The 25,409-nt window shown below is 67.8% G+C and carries 23 protein-coding genes; 8 read left to right on the top strand and 15 right to left on the bottom strand.

From position 1 onward, the window contains the following. Window position 1: 1 nt before the first annotated feature. From LCF40_RS13750 to LCF40_RS13740, 3 genes are read left to right on the top strand one after another with little or no spacing between them, the layout of a single operon-like run. The gene (locus LCF40_RS13750; RefSeq protein WP_224828865.1) at window positions 2-1,534 is read left to right on the top strand and encodes an L-aspartate oxidase; all 1,533 of its coding nucleotides are present in this window, start codon (window positions 2-4) and stop codon (window positions 1,532-1,534) included. Then, a complete protein-coding gene (gene nadC, locus LCF40_RS13745; protein WP_224828864.1) occupies window positions 1,531-2,376 on the top strand; it encodes a carboxylating nicotinate-nucleotide diphosphorylase in 846 nt (281 codons plus the stop codon). Before LCF40_RS13750 ends, nadC begins: the two co-directional genes overlap by 4 nt. Window positions 2,377-2,405: 29 nt before the next feature. After that, the gene (locus tag LCF40_RS13740) at window positions 2,406-3,365 is read left to right on the top strand and encodes a hypothetical protein (protein ID WP_224828863.1); all 960 of its coding nucleotides are present in this window, start codon (window positions 2,406-2,408) and stop codon (window positions 3,363-3,365) included. Here the strand turns inward: LCF40_RS13740 and LCF40_RS13735 are convergent. Further along, window positions 3,359-5,023 (bottom strand): gamma-glutamyltransferase family protein, encoded by a 1,665-nt coding sequence (locus LCF40_RS13735; protein ID WP_224828862.1) that lies wholly within the window; start codon window positions 5,021-5,023, stop codon window positions 3,359-3,361. The genes LCF40_RS13740 and LCF40_RS13735 overlap by 7 nt on opposite strands. A gap of 51 nt (window positions 5,024-5,074) precedes the next feature. After that, window positions 5,075-6,439, bottom strand: a complete 1,365-nt coding sequence (locus LCF40_RS13730) for a DUF8130 domain-containing protein (RefSeq protein ID WP_224828861.1) — start codon at window positions 6,437-6,439, stop codon at window positions 5,075-5,077. A 111-nt stretch (window positions 6,440-6,550) separates the two neighbouring features. Between LCF40_RS13730 and dinB the strand changes: the two genes are divergently transcribed. Next, complete coding sequence (gene dinB, locus LCF40_RS13725) at window positions 6,551-7,846, top strand: DNA polymerase IV (protein WP_224828860.1); 1,296 nt, start codon at window positions 6,551-6,553, stop codon at window positions 7,844-7,846. Here the strand turns inward: dinB and LCF40_RS13720 are convergent. Both LCF40_RS13720 and LCF40_RS13715 read right to left on the bottom strand, forming a co-directional pair. Continuing rightward, window positions 7,843-8,454 carry a uracil-DNA glycosylase family protein gene (locus LCF40_RS13720; RefSeq protein WP_114577519.1) on the bottom strand — a complete coding sequence of 204 codons (612 nt, stop codon included), beginning with the start codon at window positions 8,452-8,454 and terminating at the stop codon, window positions 7,843-7,845. The two genes, dinB and LCF40_RS13720, sit on opposite strands and share 4 nt — an antisense overlap. A 63-nt stretch (window positions 8,455-8,517) precedes the next feature. Beyond that, window positions 8,518-8,943 (bottom strand): CopG family ribbon-helix-helix protein, encoded by a 426-nt coding sequence (locus LCF40_RS13715; protein ID WP_224828859.1) that lies wholly within the window; start codon window positions 8,941-8,943, stop codon window positions 8,518-8,520. 124 nt (window positions 8,944-9,067) lie between these two features. On the opposite strand from LCF40_RS13715, the gene LCF40_RS13710 reads away from it, so the two are divergent. Further along, entirely contained in the window at window positions 9,068-9,364 is a 297-nt protein-coding gene (locus tag LCF40_RS13710) for a PadR family transcriptional regulator (protein WP_114577521.1), read from the top strand. A 54-nt stretch (window positions 9,365-9,418) separates the two neighbouring features. Beyond that, the gene (locus tag LCF40_RS13705; protein ID WP_224828858.1) at window positions 9,419-9,907 is read left to right on the top strand and encodes a metal-dependent hydrolase; all 489 of its coding nucleotides are present in this window, start codon (window positions 9,419-9,421) and stop codon (window positions 9,905-9,907) included. On the opposite strand, the gene LCF40_RS13700 is transcribed toward LCF40_RS13705, so the two are convergent. Next, window positions 9,904-10,743, bottom strand: a complete 840-nt coding sequence (locus LCF40_RS13700; RefSeq protein WP_224828857.1) for a COX15/CtaA family protein — start codon at window positions 10,741-10,743, stop codon at window positions 9,904-9,906. The two genes, LCF40_RS13705 and LCF40_RS13700, sit on opposite strands and share 4 nt — an antisense overlap. A 97-nt stretch (window positions 10,744-10,840) precedes the next feature. Between LCF40_RS13700 and LCF40_RS13695 the strand changes: the two genes are divergently transcribed. Next, a complete protein-coding gene (locus LCF40_RS13695; protein WP_224828856.1) occupies window positions 10,841-11,941 on the top strand; it encodes a M24 family metallopeptidase in 1,101 nt (366 codons plus the stop codon). Here the strand turns inward: LCF40_RS13695 and LCF40_RS13690 are convergent. The 5 genes from LCF40_RS13690 to LCF40_RS13670 form a co-directional block, all read right to left on the bottom strand. Then, window positions 11,938-12,444, bottom strand: a complete 507-nt coding sequence (locus tag LCF40_RS13690) for a winged helix-turn-helix transcriptional regulator (RefSeq protein ID WP_114577524.1) — start codon at window positions 12,442-12,444, stop codon at window positions 11,938-11,940. The two genes, LCF40_RS13695 and LCF40_RS13690, sit on opposite strands and share 4 nt — an antisense overlap. Before the next feature lie 653 nt (window positions 12,445-13,097). Next, complete coding sequence (locus LCF40_RS23950; protein WP_224828855.1) at window positions 13,098-13,247, bottom strand: PQQ-binding-like beta-propeller repeat protein; 150 nt, start codon at window positions 13,245-13,247, stop codon at window positions 13,098-13,100. A gap of 153 nt (window positions 13,248-13,400) precedes the next feature. Continuing rightward, window positions 13,401-14,633 (bottom strand): Tm-1-like ATP-binding domain-containing protein, encoded by a 1,233-nt coding sequence (locus LCF40_RS13680; protein ID WP_224828854.1) that lies wholly within the window; start codon window positions 14,631-14,633, stop codon window positions 13,401-13,403. Then, entirely contained in the window at window positions 14,633-15,466 is an 834-nt protein-coding gene (locus LCF40_RS13675) for a phosphoenolpyruvate hydrolase family protein (protein WP_114577532.1), read from the bottom strand. The genes LCF40_RS13680 and LCF40_RS13675 overlap by 1 nt, the downstream gene beginning before the upstream one ends. Window positions 15,467-15,516: 50 nt before the next feature. Beyond that, window positions 15,517-15,918: a cupin domain-containing protein gene (locus tag LCF40_RS13670; protein WP_224828853.1), complete on the bottom strand. Its 402-nt coding sequence runs from the start codon at window positions 15,916-15,918 to the stop codon at window positions 15,517-15,519. 189 nt (window positions 15,919-16,107) lie between these two features. Between LCF40_RS13670 and LCF40_RS13665 the strand changes: the two genes are divergently transcribed. After that, window positions 16,108-16,872 carry an IclR family transcriptional regulator gene (locus LCF40_RS13665; protein ID WP_224828852.1) on the top strand — a complete coding sequence of 255 codons (765 nt, stop codon included), beginning with the start codon at window positions 16,108-16,110 and terminating at the stop codon, window positions 16,870-16,872. Between the two features lie 58 nt (window positions 16,873-16,930). Here the strand turns inward: LCF40_RS13665 and LCF40_RS13660 are convergent, their stop codons facing one another. The 5 genes from LCF40_RS13660 to LCF40_RS13640 all read right to left on the bottom strand — a co-directional run bounded on the left by LCF40_RS13660 (window position 16,931) and on the right by LCF40_RS13640 (window position 25,408). Next, entirely contained in the window at window positions 16,931-19,903 is a 2,973-nt protein-coding gene (locus LCF40_RS13660; protein ID WP_224828851.1) for an FAD-binding and (Fe-S)-binding domain-containing protein, read from the bottom strand. A 113-nt stretch (window positions 19,904-20,016) separates the two neighbouring features. After that, on the bottom strand, window positions 20,017-21,321 hold the full coding sequence (gene aceB, locus LCF40_RS13655; protein ID WP_224828850.1) for a malate synthase AceB: 1,305 nt from the start codon (window positions 21,319-21,321) through the stop codon (window positions 20,017-20,019). A gap of 1,475 nt (window positions 21,322-22,796) precedes the next feature. Continuing rightward, a complete protein-coding gene (locus LCF40_RS13650; RefSeq protein ID WP_224828849.1) occupies window positions 22,797-23,879 on the bottom strand; it encodes a glutamate--cysteine ligase in 1,083 nt (360 codons plus the stop codon). 46 nt (window positions 23,880-23,925) lie between these two features. Next, window positions 23,926-24,561 carry a fibrillarin-like rRNA/tRNA 2'-O-methyltransferase gene (locus LCF40_RS13645; protein ID WP_224828848.1) on the bottom strand — a complete coding sequence of 212 codons (636 nt, stop codon included), beginning with the start codon at window positions 24,559-24,561 and terminating at the stop codon, window positions 23,926-23,928. Next, window positions 24,554-25,408 carry an NOP5/NOP56 family protein gene (locus LCF40_RS13640; RefSeq protein WP_224828847.1) on the bottom strand — a complete coding sequence of 285 codons (855 nt, stop codon included), beginning with the start codon at window positions 25,406-25,408 and terminating at the stop codon, window positions 24,554-24,556. The genes LCF40_RS13645 and LCF40_RS13640 overlap by 8 nt, the downstream gene beginning before the upstream one ends. Between the last annotated feature and the right edge of the window lies 1 nt (window position 25,409).

The following is a 25,409-nucleotide window of genomic DNA, read 5'->3' as shown; positions in this document are numbered from 1 at the left end:
GATGGGCGACGAACTTCGGGACGTGGTCGTCGTCGGCAGCGGGATCGCGGGCTGTGCGGCCGCGCTCGCGGCCGCCCGCGAGGGGAGGGAGGTTCTGGTGGTCACGAAAGCCGAACGGCCGGAAGGCGCGAGCACCGACTGGGCCCAGGGCGGGATCTCGACGACCCGTGGCGATCCGGACTCGCTCAAGCAAGATATTCTGGTCGCGAGCGATGGGACCGCCGACCCGGCGGCGGTCAACACGCTCGTCGAGAACGCCGACGATGCGGTCCACGAGGTCCTCGTCGAGATCCTGGGAATCGAGTTCGATTCCACTGGAACCGGGTTCGACTACGCCCGCGAGGCCGCCCACTCTGAGGAACGCATCCTCCACGTCGACGCCTCGACGGGAACCCACATCCTCCGGCCGTTTCTGAACCATCTCGACGGGATGGAGGGAGTGGAGATCCGCCAGGACACCGCGGTCCTCGAGCTCGTGACCCACGAGGGCCAGGTACAGGGTGTCCTCACCGACGAGGCGCCGACGGGTCATTCGATCTACGCGGGGGCGACGGTGCTCGCGACCGGCGGGATCGGCTCACTCTACCCCCGGTCGACCAACCCCGCGGGCGCGACAGGGGACGGAATCGCCATGGCCGCACTCGCCGGAGCGGACGTCGCGGACATGGAGTACGTCCAGTTTCACCCGACGGCCTATGATGGCGAAAACACGTTCCTGCTCTCGGAGGCGTTGCGCGGCGAGGGCGCACTGTTGCGAAACGCCGACGGCGATCGATTCATGCCTGCCTACCACGCGGACGCCGAACTCGCCCCCCGGGACGTCGTCGCCCGCGCGGTCGCCCGCGAGCGCGAGGAAACGGGGGAGGTCGTCCTCGACGTTTTGCCCGTGGAGTTCGCCGAGGAGTTCCCGGACCTCGAGACGATGTGTCGCGAACGGGGGGTCGCGGGCGAGGAGATCCCGGTCGCGCCCTGCGAGCACTTCCTGTGTGGCGGAATCGCGGTCGACGACCACGGACGGGCGAGCCTCGACGGCCTCTACGCCGTCGGCGAGTGTTCCCGGACGGGCGTCCACGGCGCCAACCGGCTCGCGAGCACGAGCCTGCTCGAGGGCCTCGTGTGGGGGCTGCGGGCTGGTGAGGACGCGGCGAGCGAGGCGGGATCGGGCTCGAAGCGAAGCGACCCCGCCCTCGAGGCGCCGGAGCTCTTGGACCGGGATCCCGACCTTCCCGAGCGCTTCGCCGAGGAGAAAGCCCGCCGGCTGCGCCGGACGATGGACGACCACCTCGGGCTTGTGCGCGAGCCAGCGGAGATCCACCGGGCGGCCGCCGTCCTGCGCAGGCTGAAAGGCGAGGTGGACGCCTACGTCCGTACGCGGACCGCCCGCGAGCTCTACGAGCTCCGCCACGCCTGCGTCACGGCGCTGCTGGTCGCGCGGGCGGCCGGCGAGAACCCCGAGTCGCGGGGCTGTCACTACCTCGCTGGGGACGAACGGGGGGTCGAGAGCCCGGGCCAGGAGGCCGGGAACCGGCCGTGATCACCGACTCGGACATCGAGAGGTGGTTGACCGAGGACGTCGGCCACCACGACGTCACGAACCAGATCCCCGGCGAGACGGTCGGAACGCTGTACGCCACGGAGCCGGCCACGGTGGCGGGCCTTGAGGCGGCGACTGCAGTCTTCGACTACCTCGACTGTGAGGTCGAGCGGGCCGTCGGCCCCGGAGACCGGATTGAGGCGGGCGACCCGCTCCTCTCGGTCTCCGGACCGGCCCGCGAGATGCTTCGAGGCGAGCGGGTCGCGGTAAACCTCGCGGGCCACGCCTCGGGGGTTGCGACGCGGACCGCGCGGGCCGTCGAAGCCGCCCGCGAGGAGAGCTGGGAGGTGCGGATCGCCGCGACCCGGAAAACGACGCCCGGTCTTCGGGGACTCGAGAAGCGAGCAGTCGTCGCCGGCGGGGGCGACACCCACCGGCTCGATCTCTCGCACATGGTGATGGTAAAGGACAACCACGTCGCCGAGATGGGTCTCGAGGGCGCCATCGACCGCTTCCGCGAGCGGGTCTCGTTCGTGACGAACGTCGAGGTCGAAGTCGAGACGGCCGCCGACGCGCCGCGTGCGGCGGCGGCCGGCGCCGATATCGTCTTGCTCGACAACATGGCGCCCGCGGAGGTCACGGAGGCGGTCTCCCGGCTGGCCGACTCCGCGGTCCTCGCGGAGGCCAGCGGGGGAATCACCGTCGAGGACGTGCCGGCGTACGCCGCAACCGGGGTCGACGTGATCTCGATGGGGAGTCTCACCCACTCGGCGCCGTCGACCGACCTCTCGTTTTCGACCGGCGAGGACGGGCATGCAGGCGACTGTCCGCACAACCGTTAATATCCCGTTCGCTGTAGATCCGGGGTACCATGTCACAGGACGACCCCGACCCGAACACGGACCGGAACGCCTCGAGGAGCGATCCCGCTCCCGGCGACTCCGTTCGATCCGAGGAGGACTTCGCCTACGACAGCTGGCCGATCGCCGACCAGGGCGAGACGACGACCGGCTCCGGCCACTACCTCGGCACCTTCGGCGCCGCTGGCGGTACGGGTGCCGGCGGGACGGGCGTGTTGGTCTACGACGAGGAACGCGAAACCGTCTTCGAGGCCGACGTCGACGAGGAAGAGCGCCGTCTCATCCCCCGCGAGGACACCGAACGCGACGTCGACGACTCGGGGGGCCTCGGCGGGGTCATCGAGGACCTCGGCGACAGCCTGGGTCTGGACTCGCTTTCGGAGTTCGCCGAGGAACGCCTCCAGGACGACGACCGCGAGGGGGGCGCCCGCGAGATCTCGACGGGGGCGGGCGAGACCGTCGTCGATCCCGAGACCGCGACCTTTACCCAAAGCAACGTCAGCGCCGAGGCCGACCACGACCTCGAGTTCTCGGGGGCCTACACTTACCGCAAGGCGGCAGGCGACGCCGAGGGCGACCGGGACGACCAGGTGTTCGACGTCGAGCGGGACTTCGTCGTGAGCTTCGACGTCCGGGACCCGCCGGAGGAGGCCGCTGTCGAGGTCGAAGAACGGGTCCTGCGGGCCCGGACACCCGAGGAGGACCGACGGGGCGGGGACGCCGAGCCGATCCAGACCGGGCGGACGAGCTTTACGATCGAGTTCGACGCCGCGAGCGATCGCCACGCCGAGAGCGTCGTCGAGGAACGCTGCCGAGAGTGGCATGACGAGCACCCCGAACCGATCGACGACGGTACCACCGCGGGCGTCGGCGCCGGAACCGATGCCAGCACTGACACGGGACGAGGAACCGATACCGGAACCGACGTGGGGACCGACGCCGACGTCGATCCCGACTCCCGCCGTCAGTAACCGACAGCCGCCCCGTCCTTGCGGGGTTCGGTCGCGCCCGCGAGCCCGTCGGGCCGACCGACGAACTGGGCACCGCCGAACATCACCGGGGGAAGCACGCGGACGTCGTGGCCCTTCCGAGCGAGCTTCGTCGCCCCCGGAAGCCGTTCTTCGATTCCCAACGTACCGTCCTCGCGGTAGCGCCACCGGGGCGCGTCGAGGGCTTCCTGGGGGGTCATCCCGTAGTCGACGAGGTTCGAGACGACCTGGACGTGGCCCTGGGGCTGCATGTAGCCGCCCATCACGCCGAAGGCGGCCCACCCCTGCTCGGGGAACTCCCCGATCGCGGGAATCAGGGTGTGGAACGGCCGCTTTCCTGGCTCTAAGCTGTTGGGGTGGTCCGGATCCAGCGAGAAGGAGGCGCCGCGGTTCTGGAGGGCGATCCCGGTGTCGCCCGCGACCAGGCCGCTGCCGAAGCCCGCAAAGCGGGAGTTGATGTACGAGACGAGGTTTCCCTCCTCGTCGGCGACCGTCAGGAGCACGGTGTCGCTATCCTCCGCGTTCGAACCCGGGACGCCGACGGCGGGATCCTGGATCGGCGAGGGACCGATCTCGCCCGCCCGCTCGTGGGCGTACGATTTCGACCCGAGCGGCGGGATCTGCTCGTACGCGGGATCCGTAATGTAGCGGTGGCCGTCGACGAAGGCGAGCTTCGTCGCCTCGGCGAAGGCGTGGACCCGCTCGGGGGAGTCGTAGTCGTGCTCGCCCGCACCGATCTCCTCGGCGATGTTCAGGGCTTCGAGTGCGATCAGTCCCTGGTTGTTCGGCGGCAGCTCGTAGATCTCACTGCCGTTGTACGTCGTCGAGACGGGATCGACGAACTCGGGTTCGAAGGAGGCGAGGTCGTCGTGCCTCATGAACCCGCCCTTTTCCCGAATCTCCGAGACGATCTCGTCGGCGATCTCTCCCTCGTAGACGGCGTCTGCGCCCTCCCGGGCGATCGTGGCGAGCGAGTCACCGAGTTCGGGGAGTCGGACCCGCTGACCGACGTCGGGTGCCTCGTCGTCGAAGAGGTAGGCCGCGCGTGCGTGGTCGTCGGTGAACAGGCGGTCGGCGCCCGCCCAGTGGGAGGCGATCACCTCTGAGACCGGATACCCCTCGGTCGCGTAGTGGATCGCCGGCTCGAGGACGTCGCCGAGCGTGAGTCGTCCCAACTCCTCGACGGTCGCCTCCCAGCCGCGGGCGGTCCCGGGGACCGTCACCGCGTGGGGGCCGAGGAACGGCATCTCGATCCCCTCGCCGTTTTCTCCCTCGTCGGTCGCGTACCCCCGGGAGGCGGGGTAGTAGGAGGACCGTACCTCGGGGTCGGCCTCCCGCAAGGCCCCTTTGACGGCCTCGATGGTGGCCTCCTCGGGCGCCCCGCCACAGGAGCGCATCGCGCCGATGTCGCCGTCGGCGGTCCGGTAGAGCGCGAAGACGTCGCCGCCGAGGCCCGTCGATGTGGGCTCGACGACGTTCAGCGCCGCGGCGGTCGCGACCGCGGCGTCGAAGGCGTTGCCGCCATCCCGGAGCGTCGAGAGACCCGCCTGGGCCGCCAGCGGCTGGCTCGTCGCGACCATCCCGCGGTCGGCGCGGACGGTCGAGCGCCGGGAGTCGAACCGGTCGAGGTCAGGGTTCATGCGGGCCCGTTCGGCGACCACCGTCTAAAGGGCGGGCTTCCCGGCAGGGGCTCACTTGGAGTCCACCGTCACGACCCCCTCCGTCGAGTCGAAGTGAACCCGCCGATCCGGGGAGACGGTGAGGCTCGCGCGGGCCAGGTCGAAATCCCCGTCCGGGCGCTCGACGACCAGCACCGACAGGCGGGGGCCGTAGTCGTCGGTCCGGATGTACGGTTGGGTGTAGTAGCCGTGGAGGTGGACACCCCCCTCGTTTTCCTCGACGCGCTTCCAGCGGTGGCGGACCGACCCGGAGCCGAAGCCCGATTCGGCCACCACGACTACCTGTTCGTCGAAATCGACGGCTTGGACCCGCTCTCGGTCCTCCGGGTCCATCGCTCCGAGGTCGAATCGCTCCTCGAATCCCTCCCTGCTCTCGATCAGGTCGAGGGCGTACTGGTCGCCCTCGTCGTCCTCGATCGAGAGCGCGAACGTCTCGAGACGGGCGCCGTCGAGGGCCTCGAACTCGAGGGTGGGCTCCGCGGGCATCTCCTCGCCCAGATAGTGCTCGTTCCAGTCGTCGTCCTCGGCGGGGTCGTCGGGGGGTTCGGGCTCCTCGATCTCATAGGACGGGTCGTCGATCCGAGGATCACTGTCGTCGCCGTTTCCCGTGTCGTCGGGGTCGTCCGTTCGGTTGTTTTCGCGATCGCCATCGCCGATCGTGAGGACGAGTTCGCTCTCGAGGCTCTCGCGGTCCTCGGAGTCGTCCCGAGGTCCGATCCCGACGGTGATCGACGTCTCGTAGGATCCCGGCTCGAGACCGGGAGTATCCTCGTGGATCTCGAAGGCTCGGGTGATCGACTCCCCGGCGCCGATTTCCTCGCCAACCCCGATGTCCTCGACATCCTCGACGCGTTTCCCGTCCGTTCCGACGTATTCGCTCTCCTCGTAGGCATCGTTCCAGAGCGTGATCGACTCGCCGCCGTCCTCGGACTCGGCCCAGAGAACTCCAAAGGGCCAGGGTGCACCCGAAGAGACTGCAAGCGTCCCCTCGGTCTCGTTCGTGAGCGTCGCCTTGAGCGCCGCCGGCGAGCCGGGTTCGACGTGGGGATCGACGAGTTCGACCCGGAGGGTGGCGAACTCGCCGACGGTCTCGACGGGGTCGTCCTCGAGCGCGACGGCGTAGCCGCTCCCGTCGGCGTCCCCGTCCGGGTCGTCGCCCTCCGTCCCGTCGCTGTCGTTTCCCTCGGGTGAGTCCTCGCTCTCCCTGGTCCGGGTTCCATCGGTTCGGTCGCCCGGATCGCCCGTTCGGTTCCCGTCGCTCCGGTTTCCATCGTCGTCCGCGGGGTCGCGCCCGGGCCCCGGACCGTTACCCAGACAGCCGGCGACCGTCGGGCCCAGTCCGCTCCCGACCGCCGCCACGAACGTTCGACGCTTCATATCCGTATATCGGTCGGCGATCACAAAGGTATTCGCGAGACTGAAAGAGCGATTTTACCCACCCGAGGACGCAACGTTGACGGGGACCTGGACCGTCGGTGAACACGGACGATGAACGACGGCTCCCGGCTCCCCGGCGTCGGCGGCGAGGGCGAGGAGGAAGAGCGGATCGTCCTCCACGTCGACGCCGACTGCTTCTATGCGGCCTGCGAGCGCCTCCGGGAGCCGGAACTCGAAGGCGAGCCCCTCGTCGTCGGAATGGGCTACGAGGAGGGAGAGACCATCGGTGCGGTCGCGACCGCGAGCTACGAGGCTCGTGAACACGGCGTCGAGAGCGCCCAGGCGATCTCGACCGCCCTGGAGCGGCTCCCGCGGCGCGACGAGTCGGACGCCGACGCGGGCGAAGGAAGCGAGGACGAGATCTCGGGCTACTACCGCCCCGTGGACATGGAACACTACGAGGAGGTCGCGGGCGAGGTCCGGGAGATCCTCCACGACTGTGCCGACGTCGTCCGGGAGGTAAGCGTCGACGAGGCCTACCTCGACGTCACCGACCGGACTGGCTGGGAGGTCGCCGAGGGCTTCGCCCGCCACGTCAAGGAGCGGGTCAGGCGGGACGTCGGCGTCACGGTCAGTGTCGGCGCGGCCCCCTCGATGAGCGCGGCGAAGATCGCCAGCGACTACGACAAACCCGACGGGCTCACGGTCGTTCCCCCCGGCGCAGTCGAGGAGTTCCTCGCGCCGCTCGAGGTCGACCTCCTCCACGGCGTCGGCCCCGTCACCGCCCGCGAACTCCGCGAGCGGGGGATCGAGACCGCGGGCGACGTCGCGAGGGCCGATCCCGACTCCCTGGTCTCGGCCTTCGGCGAGCGCGGCCGGGAACTCTACGACCGTGCCCGCGGCGAGGACGACCGCCCGGTCGAGCCTCGAGGACGACCAAAGAGCCTCTCGCGGGAGTCGGCCTTTGCCGAGGCGGTCGTCGAGGCCGCACCCAAACGCGAGCGGATCCGGACGCTCGCGGCGGCGGTCGCCGACCGCGCCAGCAGGAAGGACGCTCTGTATCGAACGATCGGCGTGAAGGCGGTGACGCCGCCGTACGACGTCCACACCCGCGAGACATCTCTGCCGGGGCCTGTGGACGATCCGCCGCTCGTCGAGCGCACCGCGCTCTCGCTGTTCTCCGAGTTCGAGGACGACCCCGTCCGGAAGGTTGGCGTCAGAGTCGCGAACCTCGAGTTCGCCGGGGGCGACCAGACGAGCCTCGAGGGGTTCGCCGGCGAAGATCCGACGGAGATCGAGACCGGGGACGGCGGGCAGCCACCGGCGGCCGACGACGCTTCGGGCGCGGATTCGACCGCACGCCGGCGACGGCGGGAGGGTCAGACCTCCTTCGGCGACTTCGATTAGCCGACGAGCGTCGCGACGCCTTTCGTCTGGCGGTAGTCCGAAGCCAGTATGGCGGCGATCGCTCCCCGGATCGCCTCGGCGTCGTCGTCGGTCCACTCGGTCGGCTCGCGGATCGGAACCACGAGAAAGCCCCGGCCCCGGAGGTCGGTCGCGTGGAGGGCGACCATATCGAGCTCCCGGCCGAACCGGTGGCGCTGGGTCGTGTACTCCCGGAGGACGTGATCGGTCGCGCGCTCTCCCACGGGAAGCAGGATGTGGGCGTTGATCGCGCGCAACTCCGCGTCGAAGTACCGTTCCAGATCGGCGTACGCCCGCTCGGTCGGCTCCCCCTTCGCGACGCACATATGGAGGTAGCTACAGAAGGCGTTCTCGAGGACCGGCTTCTCGGGAGGTCCGCTCGCGAAGCCGGTCTCGAAGAGGAGGGTGCTGATTGCTCGCCCGGCCTCGGTCTCTGTGAAAGGGATTCCGCTCGTCTCCCCGCCGTGGGGTCCGGGGTGGTCGCCGATCAGGTGGAAGTCGGCGTTGGCGTCGCCGTAGCCGAAGACCGCCTCCTCGCAGGGCGGGCGCATTCCGAAGGGGTTGCTCGTCCGGTCGGTGACGTTCTCCACACCCCGGGTAGGCTAGGGGGGAGAATAACGGCCTCGATTTCCGTTCTCGATCCCGGTCCGGGATCACGGACTGTCCTCGCTCGCCTCGCCCTCGAGTCCGCCGTCGCCCCGCAGGAGGACTACCGATACGCGGCCGACGGCGTCGAAGTCCTTCAGCCGGTAGACGAGTTTCCGGATTCGGTCGGCCGCCCCCTCACAGAAGACGGTCTCGAGACACCACTCGCCGTGGTGGACGTGGGAGGTGGTGTCGATCTCGGCCTGGAACTCGTGTTGGACGTCGTGGAGGTCCTCGATGATCCGGTCGTGGGCGTAGTCGAAGATCAGCGCCGCGACGACGGTGCCACTGGCCTGCTCTAAGCGGTGGTGGGACTCGACGTACTCCTGGATCGCCTCCCGAAGCGCCCGCGAGCGCGAGTCGAGCCCCTCGGCCTGCCAGGTGTGGTCGAACTCCGCGAGCATTTCCTCGGGGACGTTCAGGCTCGTGCGCATGCGCCCGCTTCGAGGGCGAGCGGGAAAGCTCTCGCGCCCGCTCGGCCCCTCGCGGTGGCGGTTGCCTGTGGACGGTAGGACGATCATAACCACGGCCGACCCCGGGATAGGTTCCTGCAGGGAGATGGACGACCTGACCGCGTTCCAGCGCGACCTGCTCTACGTCATCGCCGGCGCCGACCGCCCCTCGGGGCAGTCGGTCCGCGAACGGATCCAGGGCTACTACGACACCGAGATCAATCACGGCCGGCTCTACCCGAACCTCGACACCTTGGTCGAGGTCGGCCTGGTCGAGAAGGGGGAACTCGACCGACGGACGAACTACTACGCGATCACCGCCGAGGGCGAGGCGGCGATCCGGGAGCGCCGGGGCTGGGAGTCGATCTACGTCGAGGAACCGCTTTCGCCCGCGGCTCCATAGACCACATACGGCCGTGAGGGGATTTATCACGCGGGCGTCCGTCCAGCTCGGTAGATGTATCGCGCCGGCCACTACGGCGCCGCACTGCTGGTCTACGCGCCCCTCAGCGCCGCCGTCGCCCTTGCGGGCTACGAGGCGCTCGCGGTCGTCGGGGGGGCGGTCGCCGTCGCCCTCTCGACGACCCCCGACTACGACCACCGCGTCCCGCTGATCGCCCACCGGGGGCCGACCCACACTCTCCTCTTCGCGCTCGTCGTCGGCGCCGTCCTCGCCGCGGTCGCCGCCGTGGCCGCCACCGAGGAGGCCCCAGTCGAGGCCCCGATCCTTGCGACGTTCGCCTTCACGGTCGGGACGCTCTCGATCGGCTCGCACCTCCTCGCGGACTGGCTGACGCCGATGGGGATCCGCCCCTTCTGGCCGGTCTCGAGCCGGCGGTACTCGCTTTCGGTGACGACCGCCGCGAACCCGGTCTCGAACTCCCTGTTGCTCGCGGCCGGGGTCGGAACGGCGTTTCTCGCAGCCGCGAGCGTTTCGACCGTCTAATCGCGCCGGCCGAGGGCGACGCCCGCGGCGAGGGTCGCGAACAGCGCCACGCTGGCGAACAGGTAGAGGGCGTCGAGGGCGGGCGCGAACGTCATCACGGCACGGCGCCCGAGCACCAGAACGGCGACCGCGAGGGCGGGCGCGGCGAGGACCACCGCCCGCGCGGGCCGACCGTCGTACCGGCGGCGGCCGACGATCGCGCCCACGATCACCGCGGTCAGCAGGGCGAGGACGGCGGCGTACTGGGCGGTCTGGATCACGGCGGTGTACGAGCCGATGAACAGCGGGCTCAGCGCGACGTGGACGGGCACGGCCGCGGCGCCGATCGCCATCGCGGCGGTAACGTGGCCCGCCGACAGCGAGGGCGCCCAGACGAGGGCGACCGCCACGGCGAATAGCGCGAAGATGGTGACGGCGGTCCAGAAGTGAAGCGAGAGGATCGTCATCTCGTAGGTCAGGACGGTTTCGCGACCGAGGAGGACCTGGACCGGGGTCAAGAGGAGTCCGAGGGTGACCGCGTAGCGCACCCGCGGGTCGTCGACCGCGCCCCACCAGGCGGCGAGGGCGGTGCCGACGATGAAGAAGCCGGCGACCATCGCGACGACGCGGTGGATCCACTCGAAGAAACTCGGGAAGTTCGCCGGGAACAGGTTCAGCAGGCCACCGTCACACAGCGGCCAGTTCGCCTGGCAGGCCAGCCCGGAGCCGGTGGCCTTCGCCGCGACGCCCAGCAGGATCGTCGCGGTCACGAGGACGACCGTCGCGGCGAGCAGGTGCGGGAAGCCGACCCGGGCGAGCGGGCCGGGGAGACCGGAGGTGCGGCTGTCGTACGACACGGATAGGAGGAGGTTGGGATCGGCCCTACTTAGGCTGCCCGTCTCCCCGGCGAGGGCCGTCCGTCGGATTCAAGGCCGCGCCCGACGACGCCCGTCCATGGAGAAAGTAGACCGCCTCGAGGCCGTCCTCGACGGCGAGGATCTCTCTTCGATCTGGTTCGCTCGCCCGAACGCCTTCGCCTGGCTGACCGGCGGCTCGAACGTCGTCGATCGCGAAACGGACGCCGGGGTCGCGGCCGTCGGCTACGACGGCGACCTCCGGGTGCTCACGGACACCATCGAGGCCGACCGGATCGCCGCCGAGGAGCTGCCGGACCTGCCCGACGACACGCCCGTCGAGACGTTCCCCTGGTACGCCTCCTCGCTGCCCGAGGCAATCGCCGAGCGGGTCGAGGGACCCGCGGCCGCAGACGTCGCGGTTCCAGATGCCGAGGTCGAACACGTCGATCCCGTCGACCTCCGCCAGCCCCTGACCGAGACCGACGTCGAACGCTACCGCGCCCTCGGCCGGGACACCGCGGCGGCCATCGAGTCGGTCGCCCATGGACTCGCGCCCGACGACACCGAACACGAGGCGGCGACATCGCTGCGGGCCGCCCTCGGCGCACGCGGCATCGAGTCGCCGGTCGCCCTCGTCGGCGGCGCAGACCGGGCGACCCGGTATCGCCACTACACGCCCACGGAGAGCGAACTCGGCGACTACGCCCTCCTCTCGGTGACCGCCCAGCGCGAAGGACTCCACGCGAGCTGTACCCGAACGGTGGCGTTCGATCCCCCTTCCTGGCTCGATGACCGCCACACGATCGCCGCGAGGATCGAGACGACGGCGCTGGCGGCGACCCGCGAGATCGCCGGCTCCGGCACCGCGGGCGACGTCTTCGAGGCGATTCAGGACGCCTACGCGACGCTGGGCTACGAGGGCGAGTGGGAACTCCACCACCAGGGCGGCGCCGCCGGCTTCGCCGGCCGGGAGTGGATCGCGACGCCGGACCACCCCGCAGACGTCCACGCGCCGATGGCCTACGCCTGGAACCCGACGGTCCAGGGGGCCAAAAGCGAGGGGACCGTCCTCGTCGGCGACGGCTTCGAGGCGCTGACTCCCGCCGGCGAGGAGTGGCCGACGAAGGCGGTGGATGCGGTCGGCGAGGTCGTCGGTAGCGAGGTCGAACTCGAGCGGCCGGCGATCCTGGAACGCTAGCGCCCGCCCGCGGGGAACTCCTCGTCGTCGCTCCCCCCGTGGCCGTCGCGCTCGTCGTCGCTCCCCGAGGCGTCCTCGACGTCGATCGTCACCGGATCGACGGCGGGTTCGTCGGAGGCTCCGAAGAGGGCATCCAGGCCCTCCTGGAACTCCCCGAGGAGCCGGCCGGCGAGCTCTGTCGGCTGGATCGCGGTGTAGCCATACCGGCCCTTCTCGCCCTCGAGCTCCCGGCGGTCGAGAACGCCCTCCTCTCGAAGATCCGCTATCGTCCGCCGGACCGTCTCCGGGTAGAGCCCGGTTCCGCGTGCGACTTCCTCGCTCGTGGCCCCCGGATCGCGGAGCACGTGGACGTAGACCTTTCCGCGGGTCTCGGTGTCGAGCAGCCGCCCGAGCAGGTCGGTCAGCCGGCGGTCGAACTCGCCCTCCGAGGCTTCGGGCTCGTCGACGATCCGGACCTCGACGTCCTCCCCGTCGTCGGGATCCCGGTCGGCATCGGGTGTCATCGGTGGCCATCGGCCGGCCGCGCGGATAAATCTTGCTCGCCGCTCGTCCCGTTCGGATCCCGGGCCGGGACCGACGGAGCGTCCCGGTCCCCCGATCGCCACCACGAGGAAAAAACATAAGAAAGTAGTTGTTTTCTCACACTTGATTCGGAGAGTGAGTACGGGAAACGACGTGTGACGGCCGGATCGAACCTGATCCGTTCGTCGCCGACCACCGTTCGCGGGCGATCGATCCGGCGGCGGAGAGAGCGAAATCGGAAGGATCGTCTTCGTCGTTCCGGACGCGGTTTCTTCAGAAACGGCTCTAACTATGGAAAACGCCATTTATATAGAGGTCATCCGCTGTAGGATCGGCTACGTTCGGTGCGGCCGACGTTCGTCGGATCACCTCTCTAAGCGTCTCGGATCCTGCATGCTACGGGCTGCCGGTCACGCCCGTCTCCGTCGATCGCCCGCAAAACGGCCGAAACAATCGAAAAACATAGTTATCTGTGATTATGTCATATATCGGATGGGGATTGAACGGCGAGACGGCGCCGGAGACCCGACTCGCCTCCCGCTCGCCGCCGGGATGCGCGTCCCCGATTTCGGGCGGCAACGCCGGCCGACGGTCGGCCGAACCGATCCGATCGGGCCTGGTCCACGCGGGGAGACTATTCCACGGCGTACATCCGGCCGTCGGTCCCGCCGAAGTAGAGCGTTCCGTCCGCGAGTGCGGGACTGGAGCCGACGCCGCGGCCGGTGGCGATCGCTTTCAAATAACTACGCCTGAATCCGTCCGGTAGCTCTGATCTATCCGTCATGGTTGATTGGGCAACTCGTGAATACGTGGGACGATACACAAGTTAAAACATTTGGCTATACATCTGACTTATCAGTTCAATAATGTCCGGTCGTCGCAGTCATCGGACGGCACGGGCGCGGGCGATGACTCGCCCTCGAGAGCCGGACGCGGTTCAGGACTCTCCCTGCACGAGTTCGTGGAGGCGTTCGGCGATCGTTCGGGCGAACGCCTCGTCGTTGATTGCGTGGTCCGTCTCGATCACCTCGACGTGGTCGTCTACGTTCTCGCGCAGGGCATCGAACAGCGCCGCGTCGGCCTTGGGGTCGTGGAACTCCTCTCCCTCGACGTCGAGCATGGAGACGCCGCCAAGCGGCAGTGCCAGCACCGTCGGTCCCCGGGCCGCGTCGAGCTTCTCGGCGATGATCCGGCCGAGTTCGGCGTTCTCCTCGGGCGTCGTCCGCATCAGCGTCACCTGCGGGTTGTGGACGTGAAAGCGTCGCCCCTCGAACTCCTCCGGGACGGAATCGCGCGGGCCGAAGTTGACCATGTCGAGGGCGCCCACCGAGACCACCTGCGGGATGCCCGCCTCGGCGGCCGCATCGAGACGATCCGGCCCCGCGGCGAGGACGCCCCCGACGTGCTGGTCGGCCCACTCCGTCGTCGTCACGTCGAGGACGGCATCGATCACCCCCTCCTCGATCAGGTCCTCCATCGCCCGTCCCCCGGTCCCCGTCGCGTGAAACACGATCGTCTCGTACCCCCGATCCTCGAGCCACGCGCGTGCCGTCTGGACGCAGGGGGTCGTGACGCCGAACATCGTGATCCCGATAGTGGGTTTGTCGGGGACCTCCACGTCCGGCTCGTTCGTGACCATCCCGGCCACGGCGAGGGCGGCGTTCGAGATCACCGTCCGGGAGAGCTGGTTGAGCCCCTCGATATCGGCAACCGAGTACGTCATCGTGACGTCGCGGGTCCCGACGTACGGTTCGATATCGCCGGAGGCGACGGTCGAGACCATCAGCTTCGGGACGCCGACGGGCAGGGCGCGCATCGCGGTCGTCGCGACCGAGGTGTTTCCGGAGCCGCCCAGACCGAATATTCCGTCGAGGACGCCCTCCTCGTGGAGGCGCGTCGCAACGCTCGCGGCGCCCTCGCCCATCGCTTCCATTGCGTCGCCCCGATCGCCCGCCTCCCGGAGCGCCTCCAGCGTCGTTCCCCCTGCCTCGGCCACCGCCGTCGCCGACGTGTCGGGGTCGATCTCCGGCTCGCCCAGGACGCCGACATCGACGAGGTGGACGGCGACGCCCTGGGATTCGAGGACGTCCCGGCCGAACCCGATCTCCTCGCCTTTCGTGTCGAGGGTCCCGATTATGACGACGGTCGGCTCCTCGTTGGAAGGGGCCATCAGAACTCGATCTCCTTGAACTCCCGTGCCTGCTCGCGGATCGCCTCCTCCGTGGGGAGGCGTTCGATGCTCGAGGCGCCGAAGAAGCCGACGACGCCCTCCGTGTGCTCGAGGACGTAGGCGGCGTCGTCGGGCCAGGCGATCGGGCCGCCGTGACAGATCACCATGACGTCCTCGTTTGCCTCCGTGGCCGCGTCGTGGTGGGCCTGGACGCGTTCCGTGGCCGTCTCCAGATCGAGGGCGGTCTCGGCGCCGATGTCCCCCGAGGTCGTCAGCCCCATGTGGGAGACGACGACGTCGGCGCCGGCCTCGGCCATCGCGCGGGCCTGTGCCTCGTCGAAGACGTAGGGGCAGGTCAACATCCCCTGGTCGCTGGCCTCCCGGATCATCTCGATCTCGCGGTCGTAGCCCATCCCGGTCTCCTCTAAGTTCTGCCGGAAACTGCTGTCCTCGTCGATCAGCCCCACCGTCGGGAAGTTCTGGACGCCCGAGAAGCCCCGCCGGCGGAGGTCCTCGATGAAGACGTCCATCTCCCGGAACGGGTCGGTCCCGTTGACGCCCGCGAGCACCGGCGTGTCCTCGACGACGGGGATCACCTCGTTGCCCATCTCGACGACGATCTCGTTCGCGTCGCCGTAGGGAAGGAGTCCCGCGAGCGACCCGCGGCCGTTCATCCGATAGCGCCCGGAGTTGTAGATGATGAGCAGATCGACGCCGCCCTGCTCGGCGAACTTCGCGGAGATCCCGGTTCCCGCACCAGCGCCGACGATCGGCTCGCCGCTCTCGACGACGGACTCCAGTCGATCGAGGGACTCGTCCCGTGTGAACTTCATGTACGACTCGTCAATCGTCGGTCCGGCTAATCAATATTGGGGTCCCTGAGTTACTGCTCCTCGGGCGGAACCACGGTACACTCCGCGAGGTGACGGAGTTCGGCCTCGGGGCCCGGCGGCCCGTATATCGCCAGGAAGCGGAGCGGCTCCCAGGAGGTGTTCATCGTGCTGTGTTCGACGCCCGCGGGGATGTACAGCATCTCCCCCGCGGTGACCTCCCGCTCCTCGTCGGCGATCGTCTGGACGCCCCCGCCGCTGAGGACGTAGAGCACCTCCTCGCTGTCAGGATGGGTGTGGCGCTCGTGGCCCTTGCCCGGCTCGAGGACGACGACCCCCGCACTGAACGTCTCCGCGCCCGTCGTCTCCGGCGTACTCAGCCACTTGATCGTCCCCCAGTCGAGCTCGAGCGTCTCGATCGCCTCCGGCCGTACGAACCGTTGCTGGTCGCCCATGACGTCCGAGGAGTCAGCGGTATCGTTCATAAATGTTTGGGAAGTGTTCCCATCGTCCTCCGGCAGGGACGACCGTACGCCGGCCGACCAGCGATGGGGCCGTGGCGGAGGGGCGGACGGACTCTTCAACGATCCGGGCGTTCTCCATCGATGAATACCTTGATGATCGATCGACACGTTGGTCCCTGTATGAACGACGGCGCACGCCACCCGGTCAAGGCCCTCGAAACCACCATGGAGATCGTCGAGACTCTCACCGAACTCCGCTCGGCACCCCTCCGTGAGATCGCCGCCGTGTTGGAGATGAACAAGAGCACGGTCCACAACCACCTCAGTACCCTCCGCGAACACGAGTACGTGGTCAAGGAAGGGGAGTCCTACAGGTTGAGCCTCAGATTTCTCACCGTCGGCGGGATCCTCCGAAACGAGATCGACCTCTACGAGGCCGCAAAGCCGAAGGTCGACGACCTGGCCGACGAGACGGGCGAACTCGTCACGCTCGCGACCCACGAGCGGGGGCTGGGCGTCGTCCTCTATCGCGCCAAGGGCGGCAACTCGGTGGAACTCAACACCCACATCGGGACGCAGTTGCCCCTCCACAACTCCGCGCTCGGGAAGGCGATCCTCGGCCACCTCCCCGACGAACGGATCGAGGCGATCATCGACCACCGCGGGCTCCCGCCCGGAACCCCGAATACGATCACCGACGAGGGGCGGATGCACGAGGAACTCGAGCGGATCGCCGAACAGGGGTGGGCCTACGACGACGAGGAACGGTGGCGGGGACTCCGGTGTGTGGCCGCCCCGATCCGGACCGAGGACGGCGCCGTCGAGGGCGCGGTGAGCCTCTCGACCCCCAAAAGTCGGCTGGCGAACGACGACGCCAGAGCGGAGTACGTAGACGCCGTCAAGAACACCGCGAACCTCGTCGAGTTGAGCATCACCTACTCGTAGGTCCTCCTCGAATCACGGGCCCGGTTCGGCCCACGCCGGACACGAGGCGAGAGGCGACCTACCGGACGACGACCCGGTCGAGCATCTCGATCGGGTGTGGCGGAATTTCTCCAGAGCCGTCGCCGATCTGGCTCCGACAGGAGCCCCCGGGCGCGACGACCTGCTCACCGTCGCTCGCCCGGATCTTCTCGAACAGCAGTTCGCCGATGGCCTTCGAGAGGTCGTAGTGTTCGGCCTCGTAGCCGAAGGAGCCGGCCATTCCACAGCATCCGGAATCGAGCGGGTCGACCGCGTAGCCCGCCCGGCGGAGCACGCCGACCGCGTGGTGGTCTTTCCCCGCGGCGTGTTGGTGGCAGTGGCCGTGGTAGGTGAGGGAGGTCGTCGGATCGGTCGTCTCGATGCCCTCGACCAGCCGGTGGACGTCGAGGTACTCACAGACGCCGTACGAGTGGCCGGCGACGGGATTGACGGCCGAATCGCCGACGAGGTCCGTGTACTCGTCCTGGAAGAGCACTGCGTCGCTCGGCTCGACCGAGACGATCTCCCACCCGTCGTCGATGTATTCGGTGAACACGTCCACGTTGGTGTGTGCGCGCTCCTTCGCGATGTCGAGCAGGCCCACGGAGTAGGCCGCGCGCCCGCTCGGGGCGACCTCCGAGGGAACGCGGACGTGGACGCCCGCCGCCTCGAGGACCCGGATCGCCGCCTTTCCCGGCTCCGGGTAGTTGTAGTTCGTGTACGTGTCCGGAAAGAGGAGCACCTTTCGCTCGGCCTCCTCGGCGGAGACCCTCGGCCGTCTATCCGCCGCCCACTCCCGGAGCGACTCGTCGGCGAAACGCGGGAGCGAGCGGTCGGCCGCGATCCCGAAGGCCGACTCGAGCACCCGCCGCGAACCCGGGATCGCGGTCGCCCGGTTCGACAGCGGCGCCGCCAGCGATCCGAGCCACGAGAGCCGGTCGATCCGGCCGAAGAGCTTCGTGCGCAGGCTCGAACCCTCCCGCTCGTGGTACTGGTGTTTGACCTCCGTCTTCAGCTTCGCCATGTCCACGCCGGTCGGACAGTCCGACTTGCAGCCCTTGCAGCCGACACAGAGGTCGAGGACCTCCGTCTGGAACCGTTCGGTGTAGAGCTCGTCCTCGGAGAGGTCGCCGCTGATCGCCGCGCGGAGCATGTTCGCACGCCCCCGGGTCGTCGTCATCTCGTCGCCGGTCGCCCGGTAGGTCGGACACATCACGTCCGTCTCGGTCTGGCGACAGGTCCCACAGCCGTTACAGAGTTCGACGAGGTGGGCAAACCCCCCTTCGTCCGAGAAGTCGAGTTCCGTCTGGGACTCCAGCGAGGAATACCCCTCCCCGTACCGGAGGTGCTCGCGCATGTCCGTCGGGTTCGAATCGCGGTAGACCACCTTCCCCGGGTTCATCCGCCAGTCGGGGTCGAACGCGGTCTTGAGCTCCCGGAACGCCTCCCAGAGCGTCTTGCCGTACATCTTCGGGTTAAACTCCGTCCGGGCCAGTCCGTCGCCGTGTTCGCCCGAGAACGCGCCGTGGTGTTCGACGACGAGGTCGGTCACGTCGTCGGCGATCGATCGCATCGTCTCGATTCCCTCCCCCTCTTTCAGCGAAAGGATTGGACGGATGTGGAGCGTGCCTGATCCTGCGTGAGCGAAGTAGGCCGCCGAGGTGTCGTGGGCCGCGAGGATCTCCTCGAATCGCCGGGTGTAGTCGGCGAGCTCTCCCGGGGGAACCGTCGCGTCCTCGATGAACGGATACGGCTTGGGGTCGCCCTCGAGGCTCATCAGGAGCGGGATCGCCGCCTTCCGGAGCTTCCAGAGGTCCGCCTGTGCGTCGTCGGTGTACGCCTCGATGGCGTCGAAGGCAGTACCTGAGGCGAGAAAGCGCTCGTTCGTCCGCGAAATCGCCGCCTCGAAGTCGGCGACCAGTTCGGAGTCGAACTCGACCATCAGGGCGGCGGCGGTCCCCTCGGGGATCGGCTCCTCGTAGGTCGCGTACTGCTCGGAGTCGCGGGCGAGGCGAAACACCTCGTCGTCCATCAACTCGACCGCGCTCACGTCGTACTCGAGGGCCACGGGAACCGCCTCGAGGGCGTCGATCAGGTCGTCGAAGCAGTAGAGCGCGAGCGCGGTCTCGGCGGGCTTGGTGACCAGGGAGAGTTCGGCCTCGACGACGATGCCGAGCGTCGATTCGGCGCCGACGAACAGTTTCGAGAGATTGATCGCCCGCTCGCCGTCGTCGTTCCGATAGATGACCTTCTGGAGGTTGTACCCCGAGACGTTCCGTTTGAGGTCGGGATACCGGCTCTCGATCTCCGTTTCGTTGTCCTCGACGAGGCGTCGAACCGTCCGGTAGAGTTCCGCCTCGCGTGAATCGCCCTCGACGATCCGATCCCACTCCGGGCTATCGAGGACGACCTCGCGAGTTTCGATCCGACTGCCGTCGGCGAGGACCACATCCAACCGTTCGGTGTACTCGTCGGTGATCCCGTATCGCACCGAGTGGGCGCCCGTCGAGTTGTTGCCGATCCCGCCGCCGACGGTCGCCCGGTTTGAGGAGGCGGGATCGGGAGCGAACTTCAACCCGTGTGGAGCCAGCCGGGCATCCAGATCGTCCTGGACGACCCCCGGCTGGACGACGGCGCGACGGTCCTCCGGCCGGATCTCGACGACGCCGTCCATGTGCGTCGAGAGGTCGAGGACGACACAGCCCGGGCCGACCGCCTGGCCGCCGAGCGAGGAGCCGGCGCCGCGGGCGATGATCGGGACGTCGTGGTCGGCGGCGACCCGGACGGCCGACTGGACGTCGGCGACGTCCCTCGGCTCGACCGCGCCCGCCGGGCGTGCCCGGTAGATGCTTCCGTCGGTGGCGTACAGGACCCGGGCGTACTCGTCGAACCTGACGGCGCCATCGACCGCGGCCCGCAGGTCCGCCGCGAGTGCAGCGTACTCCGCGGCGTCGTCTCCCAGCGGTCCCTCCTGCCGTGTCTCCCGCGAGTTCGCCGGTGTCTCGTAGGCCATTTGTCCTTCCTTCATCTCAAACCGGGATATAGTTTGTGAGTCAATGCCTGACGGTAGCCGTCGGCGCGACTCTCGCCTCCCCCGAACCGGCCGGCTGCTGCTGACGCCCGCGCTCAGACGTCGAGGTCCAGCGCCCGCTCGACGACTTCCGGTCCGTACCGCTCCTTGAGTTCGTCGTGCTGGTCGGGCCGGTGTTCGTGGACGTCCCGGAACAGTGCGATGGGCGTCCCCGCGGCCTGGTAGGTCGCCTCGTCCCACATCCGGTCGGTGCTGATCTCGACTTCGATCCCGTCGACGACCAACGTGGCCGACTGGGTCATGGCGATGGCGCCCCTGCCGGCCTCCTTTGCGGCCTCGAACTCCGCCATCGAATCGACGATGTCGTCCATGCTCGGGACGTACGAGACCATCTCGACCAGCCGTTCCCGTAACTGCTCCTCGTCGAGTTCGTGGATTTCACCACCGTCCTCGAGACGGTACATCCCCTCGTCGAGCTCCTCGAGGCCCAGTTCGGTGCCGTCGTAGGCCTGCCCTCCCTCGACGTCGTCCAGTTCGACCTCGGACCCGCCGACGTCGAGGAGCCAGCGTTCGGTTTCCGGCGGCAACGGCCCTTCGTTGGCCTCGACGACCTGGCCCGGCGTGAGCGACCAGATCCCGATCATGCCTTTCGCCCGGTTTTCCTCCATCCGGGCGTGGTAGCCCTCTACGTTGCGGATGTCGTCGTATGGACCATCGACGGCGATCAATCCCGCGGCGCTCGCCCCCCGCGAGGTGTTGTGGCGGAGTTCGGGCCACGCCGGCAGCTCGCCGGTCGGCGTCATCGCGCGCATGTCCTTGGTGTAGTCGACCTCGCCGTCGACGAGCATGAAGAGCCGCTCTAAGTTGTTCGAGGGGTTGCCCATCTCCTCGCGGAGGTCTCCGAGGGCCAACTCGGCGGCCCCGCTCTCGACGATGACCGACATCGAGAGGCTCCCCTCCTCGAGCCCGTGTTCGGATTCGATGATCGTGAAGAACTCGTCGGCTTTCTTCCAGTCGTCTATATCGCCGACCTCGGGGATGACGAACCCGTCGACGTGTTCGACGGCCCCCGCCTCCGGGTCCGCGATCCGGAGCATCTGCTGGAACCCCTCGTACCGGGTCGAGGGATCGTCCCTGTGCCAGACAATGCGCGGGTGGATCTCGCCGGGGAACTCCTCTCCGTGTTCGGAGACGACCTCGACGATATTCTCGACTCCCTCCTCGCGCATCGAGGGCGCCGTCGCGTCCTCGTTGTCCGGAATCCAGGCGTCGGGTGCCTGCATTCCTCGAAGCTGTGACGCGCTCCGTAACATCTTCGCCGAATCGTCTCCCTCGACGGCCGTCGGCGAGGTGAAAAACGTTCGGACGAACTCCCGTTGGTACTGACGTCTACTGCTCATCCTGTGTCGGATACACAACTCGATCGAGCCATTATAACTCTTTTCGTGCCCTTGACGTTCCGTTCCGGCGTGTCTCGCGGCGCTCCAATGGGCTTTCATTTCCCGTTAGAAAACACATGGCCGGCCCGAGCACGGGAACCGGAGCAGGGATCGGCTTCGAAACTCCCGAAACCCTCCCCACTCGGCGGGCAAAACGGAGAGTGAGGGTCCCAGTAGCGATCCGCGGGCGGCCCCATGTTCTCTAATAGAGAATTGACTCGATCGTTCCCGGAGACGGTCCCACCGCAAACCCGTTCCGCTCAGGAGCGCGTGTCCGGGGCCGCATCGACCACTCCTTTTCAACGATCCTGGATTTACTGACCTATGTTTGTAATCCCTACTGGCTGTGTCCCAGTCGGTCCCGAGTGGTCTCGAGAGACGAGAGGAGCGTAAACGGAACGTGTCCGGTAGAGCGGCTATCGGTGGCTTCCAGAATTCTCTATCAGAGAATCCTTCGATCCGATCGTTTTGAGACGGTTGCCACGCGCGCTGGTGAGACAGTCTCCGGATCCGGTACATCGATCTACCATTCCTATCGAATTAAAACGTTGATCGAATAAAATATAAATCTGAATCGATTGGTCGTCTATCGGACCGTCAACGGATCTCAGAACCCGATTATATAATCGATATATTGGCTATTGGGGAACTACAGGAGTGTTTCGAGCTTGTAGAACGGTTCCCTGTTATCAACAAAGAAATCCAATAGGTTTATTTATTAGTCAGTATATTTTTATAAATAGGATGCGGCCATGCCATCCAAAACGAGGGTTATAGGACTCGCAGGCGAGAATACCACGCCGTTGAGTGATTAGCGCAATGGATGAATACGCATCACAGGCTCCAGCTCAAAGCGCTTCTCACCACGAGTGGATTTCCCGATTAAACAAGCCTCCGAGCGTCGCTGAGAACTAGATCGCCACGTTCCTTCTGAATATTCAAGTGTTGCAGTGACCACTCTACGGCGTGGATGAATCGCCGTCTTCATCTGTTCAAACGCCCGAATCGGAAGGGTTAGGTGCCTCACGGGCGTATATTTATCCGTCGCCGTGACGGAGAACCGTCGCGTCTCGACACCCCGAAAACTGGCAGTTGACTCGGTGTTTGCCTCATCAAAAAGTAAGCCCTCGGGAACGCAGACCGACGAAACATACCCAAGTACCTCCGAGTCCCGTGTGGGATAGGAGTAACGGCGACGTGGCACCGCCATGAGTTCGTCGGACTCGAAACCAGAAGGTCCCAACGAACCGCCCTTTTCGTGGGCGTGGGAGGCCCGCGTCTTCAGGCGCGGGAGGATGTCACGTCCGATTCTACTATCCCCATCGAATGCACTTCGGCTGGATCGGACGGTCGACGTACGGTAGTAGGTGCATTCCGACCCGGGACGGAGTGTGCTCGACGCTCGCCCGTCCGTGACGCTCCCGATACCTCGGGTTCTACTCGCCGGTCTCGAGGTCCAGCGACGCACAGAGCACGTCGTCACTTTCCTCGCGGAGTCGGCGCTGACGAGTCGCGCCGCTCTCGCGGTCGTGGACCTCTCGAATGCCGGAGATTCCAAGCCGATCGCACTCCCGCTCGACGACCTCGCCCAGCGAGACGGTCCCTGACAGGTCGCGGTCGATGAAGGTCGCGTCGTGGCCGTGGCGGATCGCGCGCCACTTGTTCTCGTCGAGGAGTTCGCGGCGATGGTTCCTCGAGGGGACGCCGTCGTCGTAGTCGTCGGCTAACGCCTCGACGAGCGCGTGGGTGTACTCGACGAACGCGAGGACGACGTCGGGGTCGGCCTGGCCGTCGGGCGCCCGGATCTCGACGGTGCCGTGGCCGGTGTGGGGTCGGACGTCGTACCAGAGTTCCCCCCGGTCCTCGATCGCGTCGCTCTCGACCATCAGGCGCTCGAAGGCGTCGAACGCCTCGAAGTCCTCGAAGTGGGTCGGCATCCCCGTATTGGGCAGCGCCTCGAAGATCTTCGCGCGGGCGGACTCGAGCCCGGTGTCGAACCCACACCAATAGGGCGAGTTCACCGACAGCGCGAGCATGATCGGCATGTACCACCGCAACTCGTTTGCGATCCAGACCGCCTTGTCGGCGTCGTCGACTCCGACGTGGACGTGGATCCCAGCGGTCGTGTTTCTGTGCTGGGGGTACTGGATCCGATCGAGCTGGGAGCGATAGCGTGGTTTCTCGGCGTGCTCGAGCTCGCGCCAGTTCGCCAGCGGATGCAGTCCCGCTGCGGCGATCCCGAACCCCTGGGAGCCGGCGTGATCGACCAGGGCCTCCCGGATCGAGAGCAGGGCCTCGCGGGCGTCCTCGGGACGCTCGATGACTGGCGTCTGGGTCTCGATCACGAACTTGAACAGCTCGTGGTCGAGACGGTCCTCGAGAATCTCGGGGGGTTCGCTCTCGTAGACGAGTTCGTCGGTTCCGCTCGTGGGCCGGCCCCGCTCGTCGACGACGAAACACTCCTCTTCGATCCCGAGCGTGCCCATCCGCGTGAACGCCTCCGGCGACCCCCGTTCCATCGTCCGGAATCTCCCGCCGACGGTAAATAACGGTTTGGAGTCCGCGTCAGCGCGGGCTGGCGACCACGCCCAGATGGTCGTCGTGGTAGTCGTCGAGGCGACTCCGTTCGAGGACCTCGTACTCCTCTTCGAGTTCCTCGAGGACCTCCTCGAAGACGGCTTCGGGACCGCGGGTGACGTCCTCGCTTCTGGCCTTCACCGAAAGCAGGAGCCGGCCATCGTCGGCGAGGAATCGGCGGTTCAACCGGGCGACCCGGGCCTGGCCGCGGGTGGCGACGTCCTGGACGACGGCGTCGAGTCCAGCCTCGACGACGTGGGCGTACGTCTCGGGCTTGCGGGCGTCCTTGAGAAGCGGGAACAGCCGCGGCCGGGAATCGGCGACTGAGAGGAGGTCGCGTGCGGGCCGGGCCGCGAACTCGACGGCGTAGGTCGGCCCCGCGAAGTCGGCGACGTGACTCACTGTAGTGCCGCTTGCAGCACCCAGGTACAACACTCGATCGCCGCCCGAGAGCCCGACGTCCATCCCGAGTTCGATCATCGCGCCGAGCTTCGACCGATCGGGGTCCCAGGCGCGCCACTCGCCGTCGGTGGGCTCGCCGTAGACGGCCTCACCGCGGGTCGCGAGCCGTTTGCGCCCGTCGATCTCCCGGCGTTCGACGCCCTCGGGGAGGGTCTCACTCATGGCCGTCCCCCTCGGGTCCGTCCCCGGCGCGCGCCTGGATCGTCTCGATGCGCTCGGCGAGGTCGGCCTCGAGTTCCGGCCGTCGGTCGCCCGAGTAGTGATCGATCCGCGCGGCGATCGAGAGCTTGCCGGCGAGGGCCCGCGCTGCGGAACCGCGATCCTCGGGACGCGTCCCCCGGACGGCGTCGTGGGTGTAGATGACGCCGTGTTTCGGCGAGGTGGCCTGTCCCCGGAGGTGGGCGAACAGCGCGTCCTCGGCGCCGAGCACCTGGACCGTGCCACTGGGTTTCTTCGCCAGCGTTTCGAGTCCGCCCGCCAGCGAACAGAGCCGCGCGGCGAGGACGGGTCCCGCGAGCGCCGCGAGATTGGGGGTAACGGAGGCCGCCAGCCGCTCGACGTCGTCCTCGAGACGGTCGGCCTCGTCGGCCAGATCGACGACCCGATCGGCGAGCGACCGGACCGCAGGATCGGCGGGACCGGACTCGCCCGCGACGACCGTGCGGGCGTACTCGACGCCGGTCCCGCCCTCGTCGACCGAACTGCCCCACTCCGCGAGGCGTTCGGCGAGTTCGTTCGAGAGCCGGCGGCAGTCGTCCATCGCCCGAACCATGTGGATTAGCCGGCGGTCGTCGGCGGCCTCGCGCTCGGCGACGGCGGCTCGGGTCGCCGCGAGCGTCGCCCCGTGGAGCGCGTCGTAGTACTCTTCCGTATCGGCCGCGAACCCCGTCTCGACGGCCGCGACCGGCCAGTCGCGGGGCTCGTCGGCACGCCCGTCGGTGATGGCCGCGCGGGCGCCCTCGAGATCCCCGGGCTCGACGTCCCGGAACCAGCCCTCGGACTCCTTCATG

Source organism: Saliphagus infecundisoli, from assembly GCF_020177375.1.
In the GTDB taxonomy this organism is placed as follows: Archaea; Halobacteriota; Halobacteria; order Halobacteriales; family Natrialbaceae; genus Saliphagus; species Saliphagus infecundisoli.
Note: the sequence above shows the minus strand (reverse complement) of the source record. Positions and strands in the feature narration are given on the sequence as shown.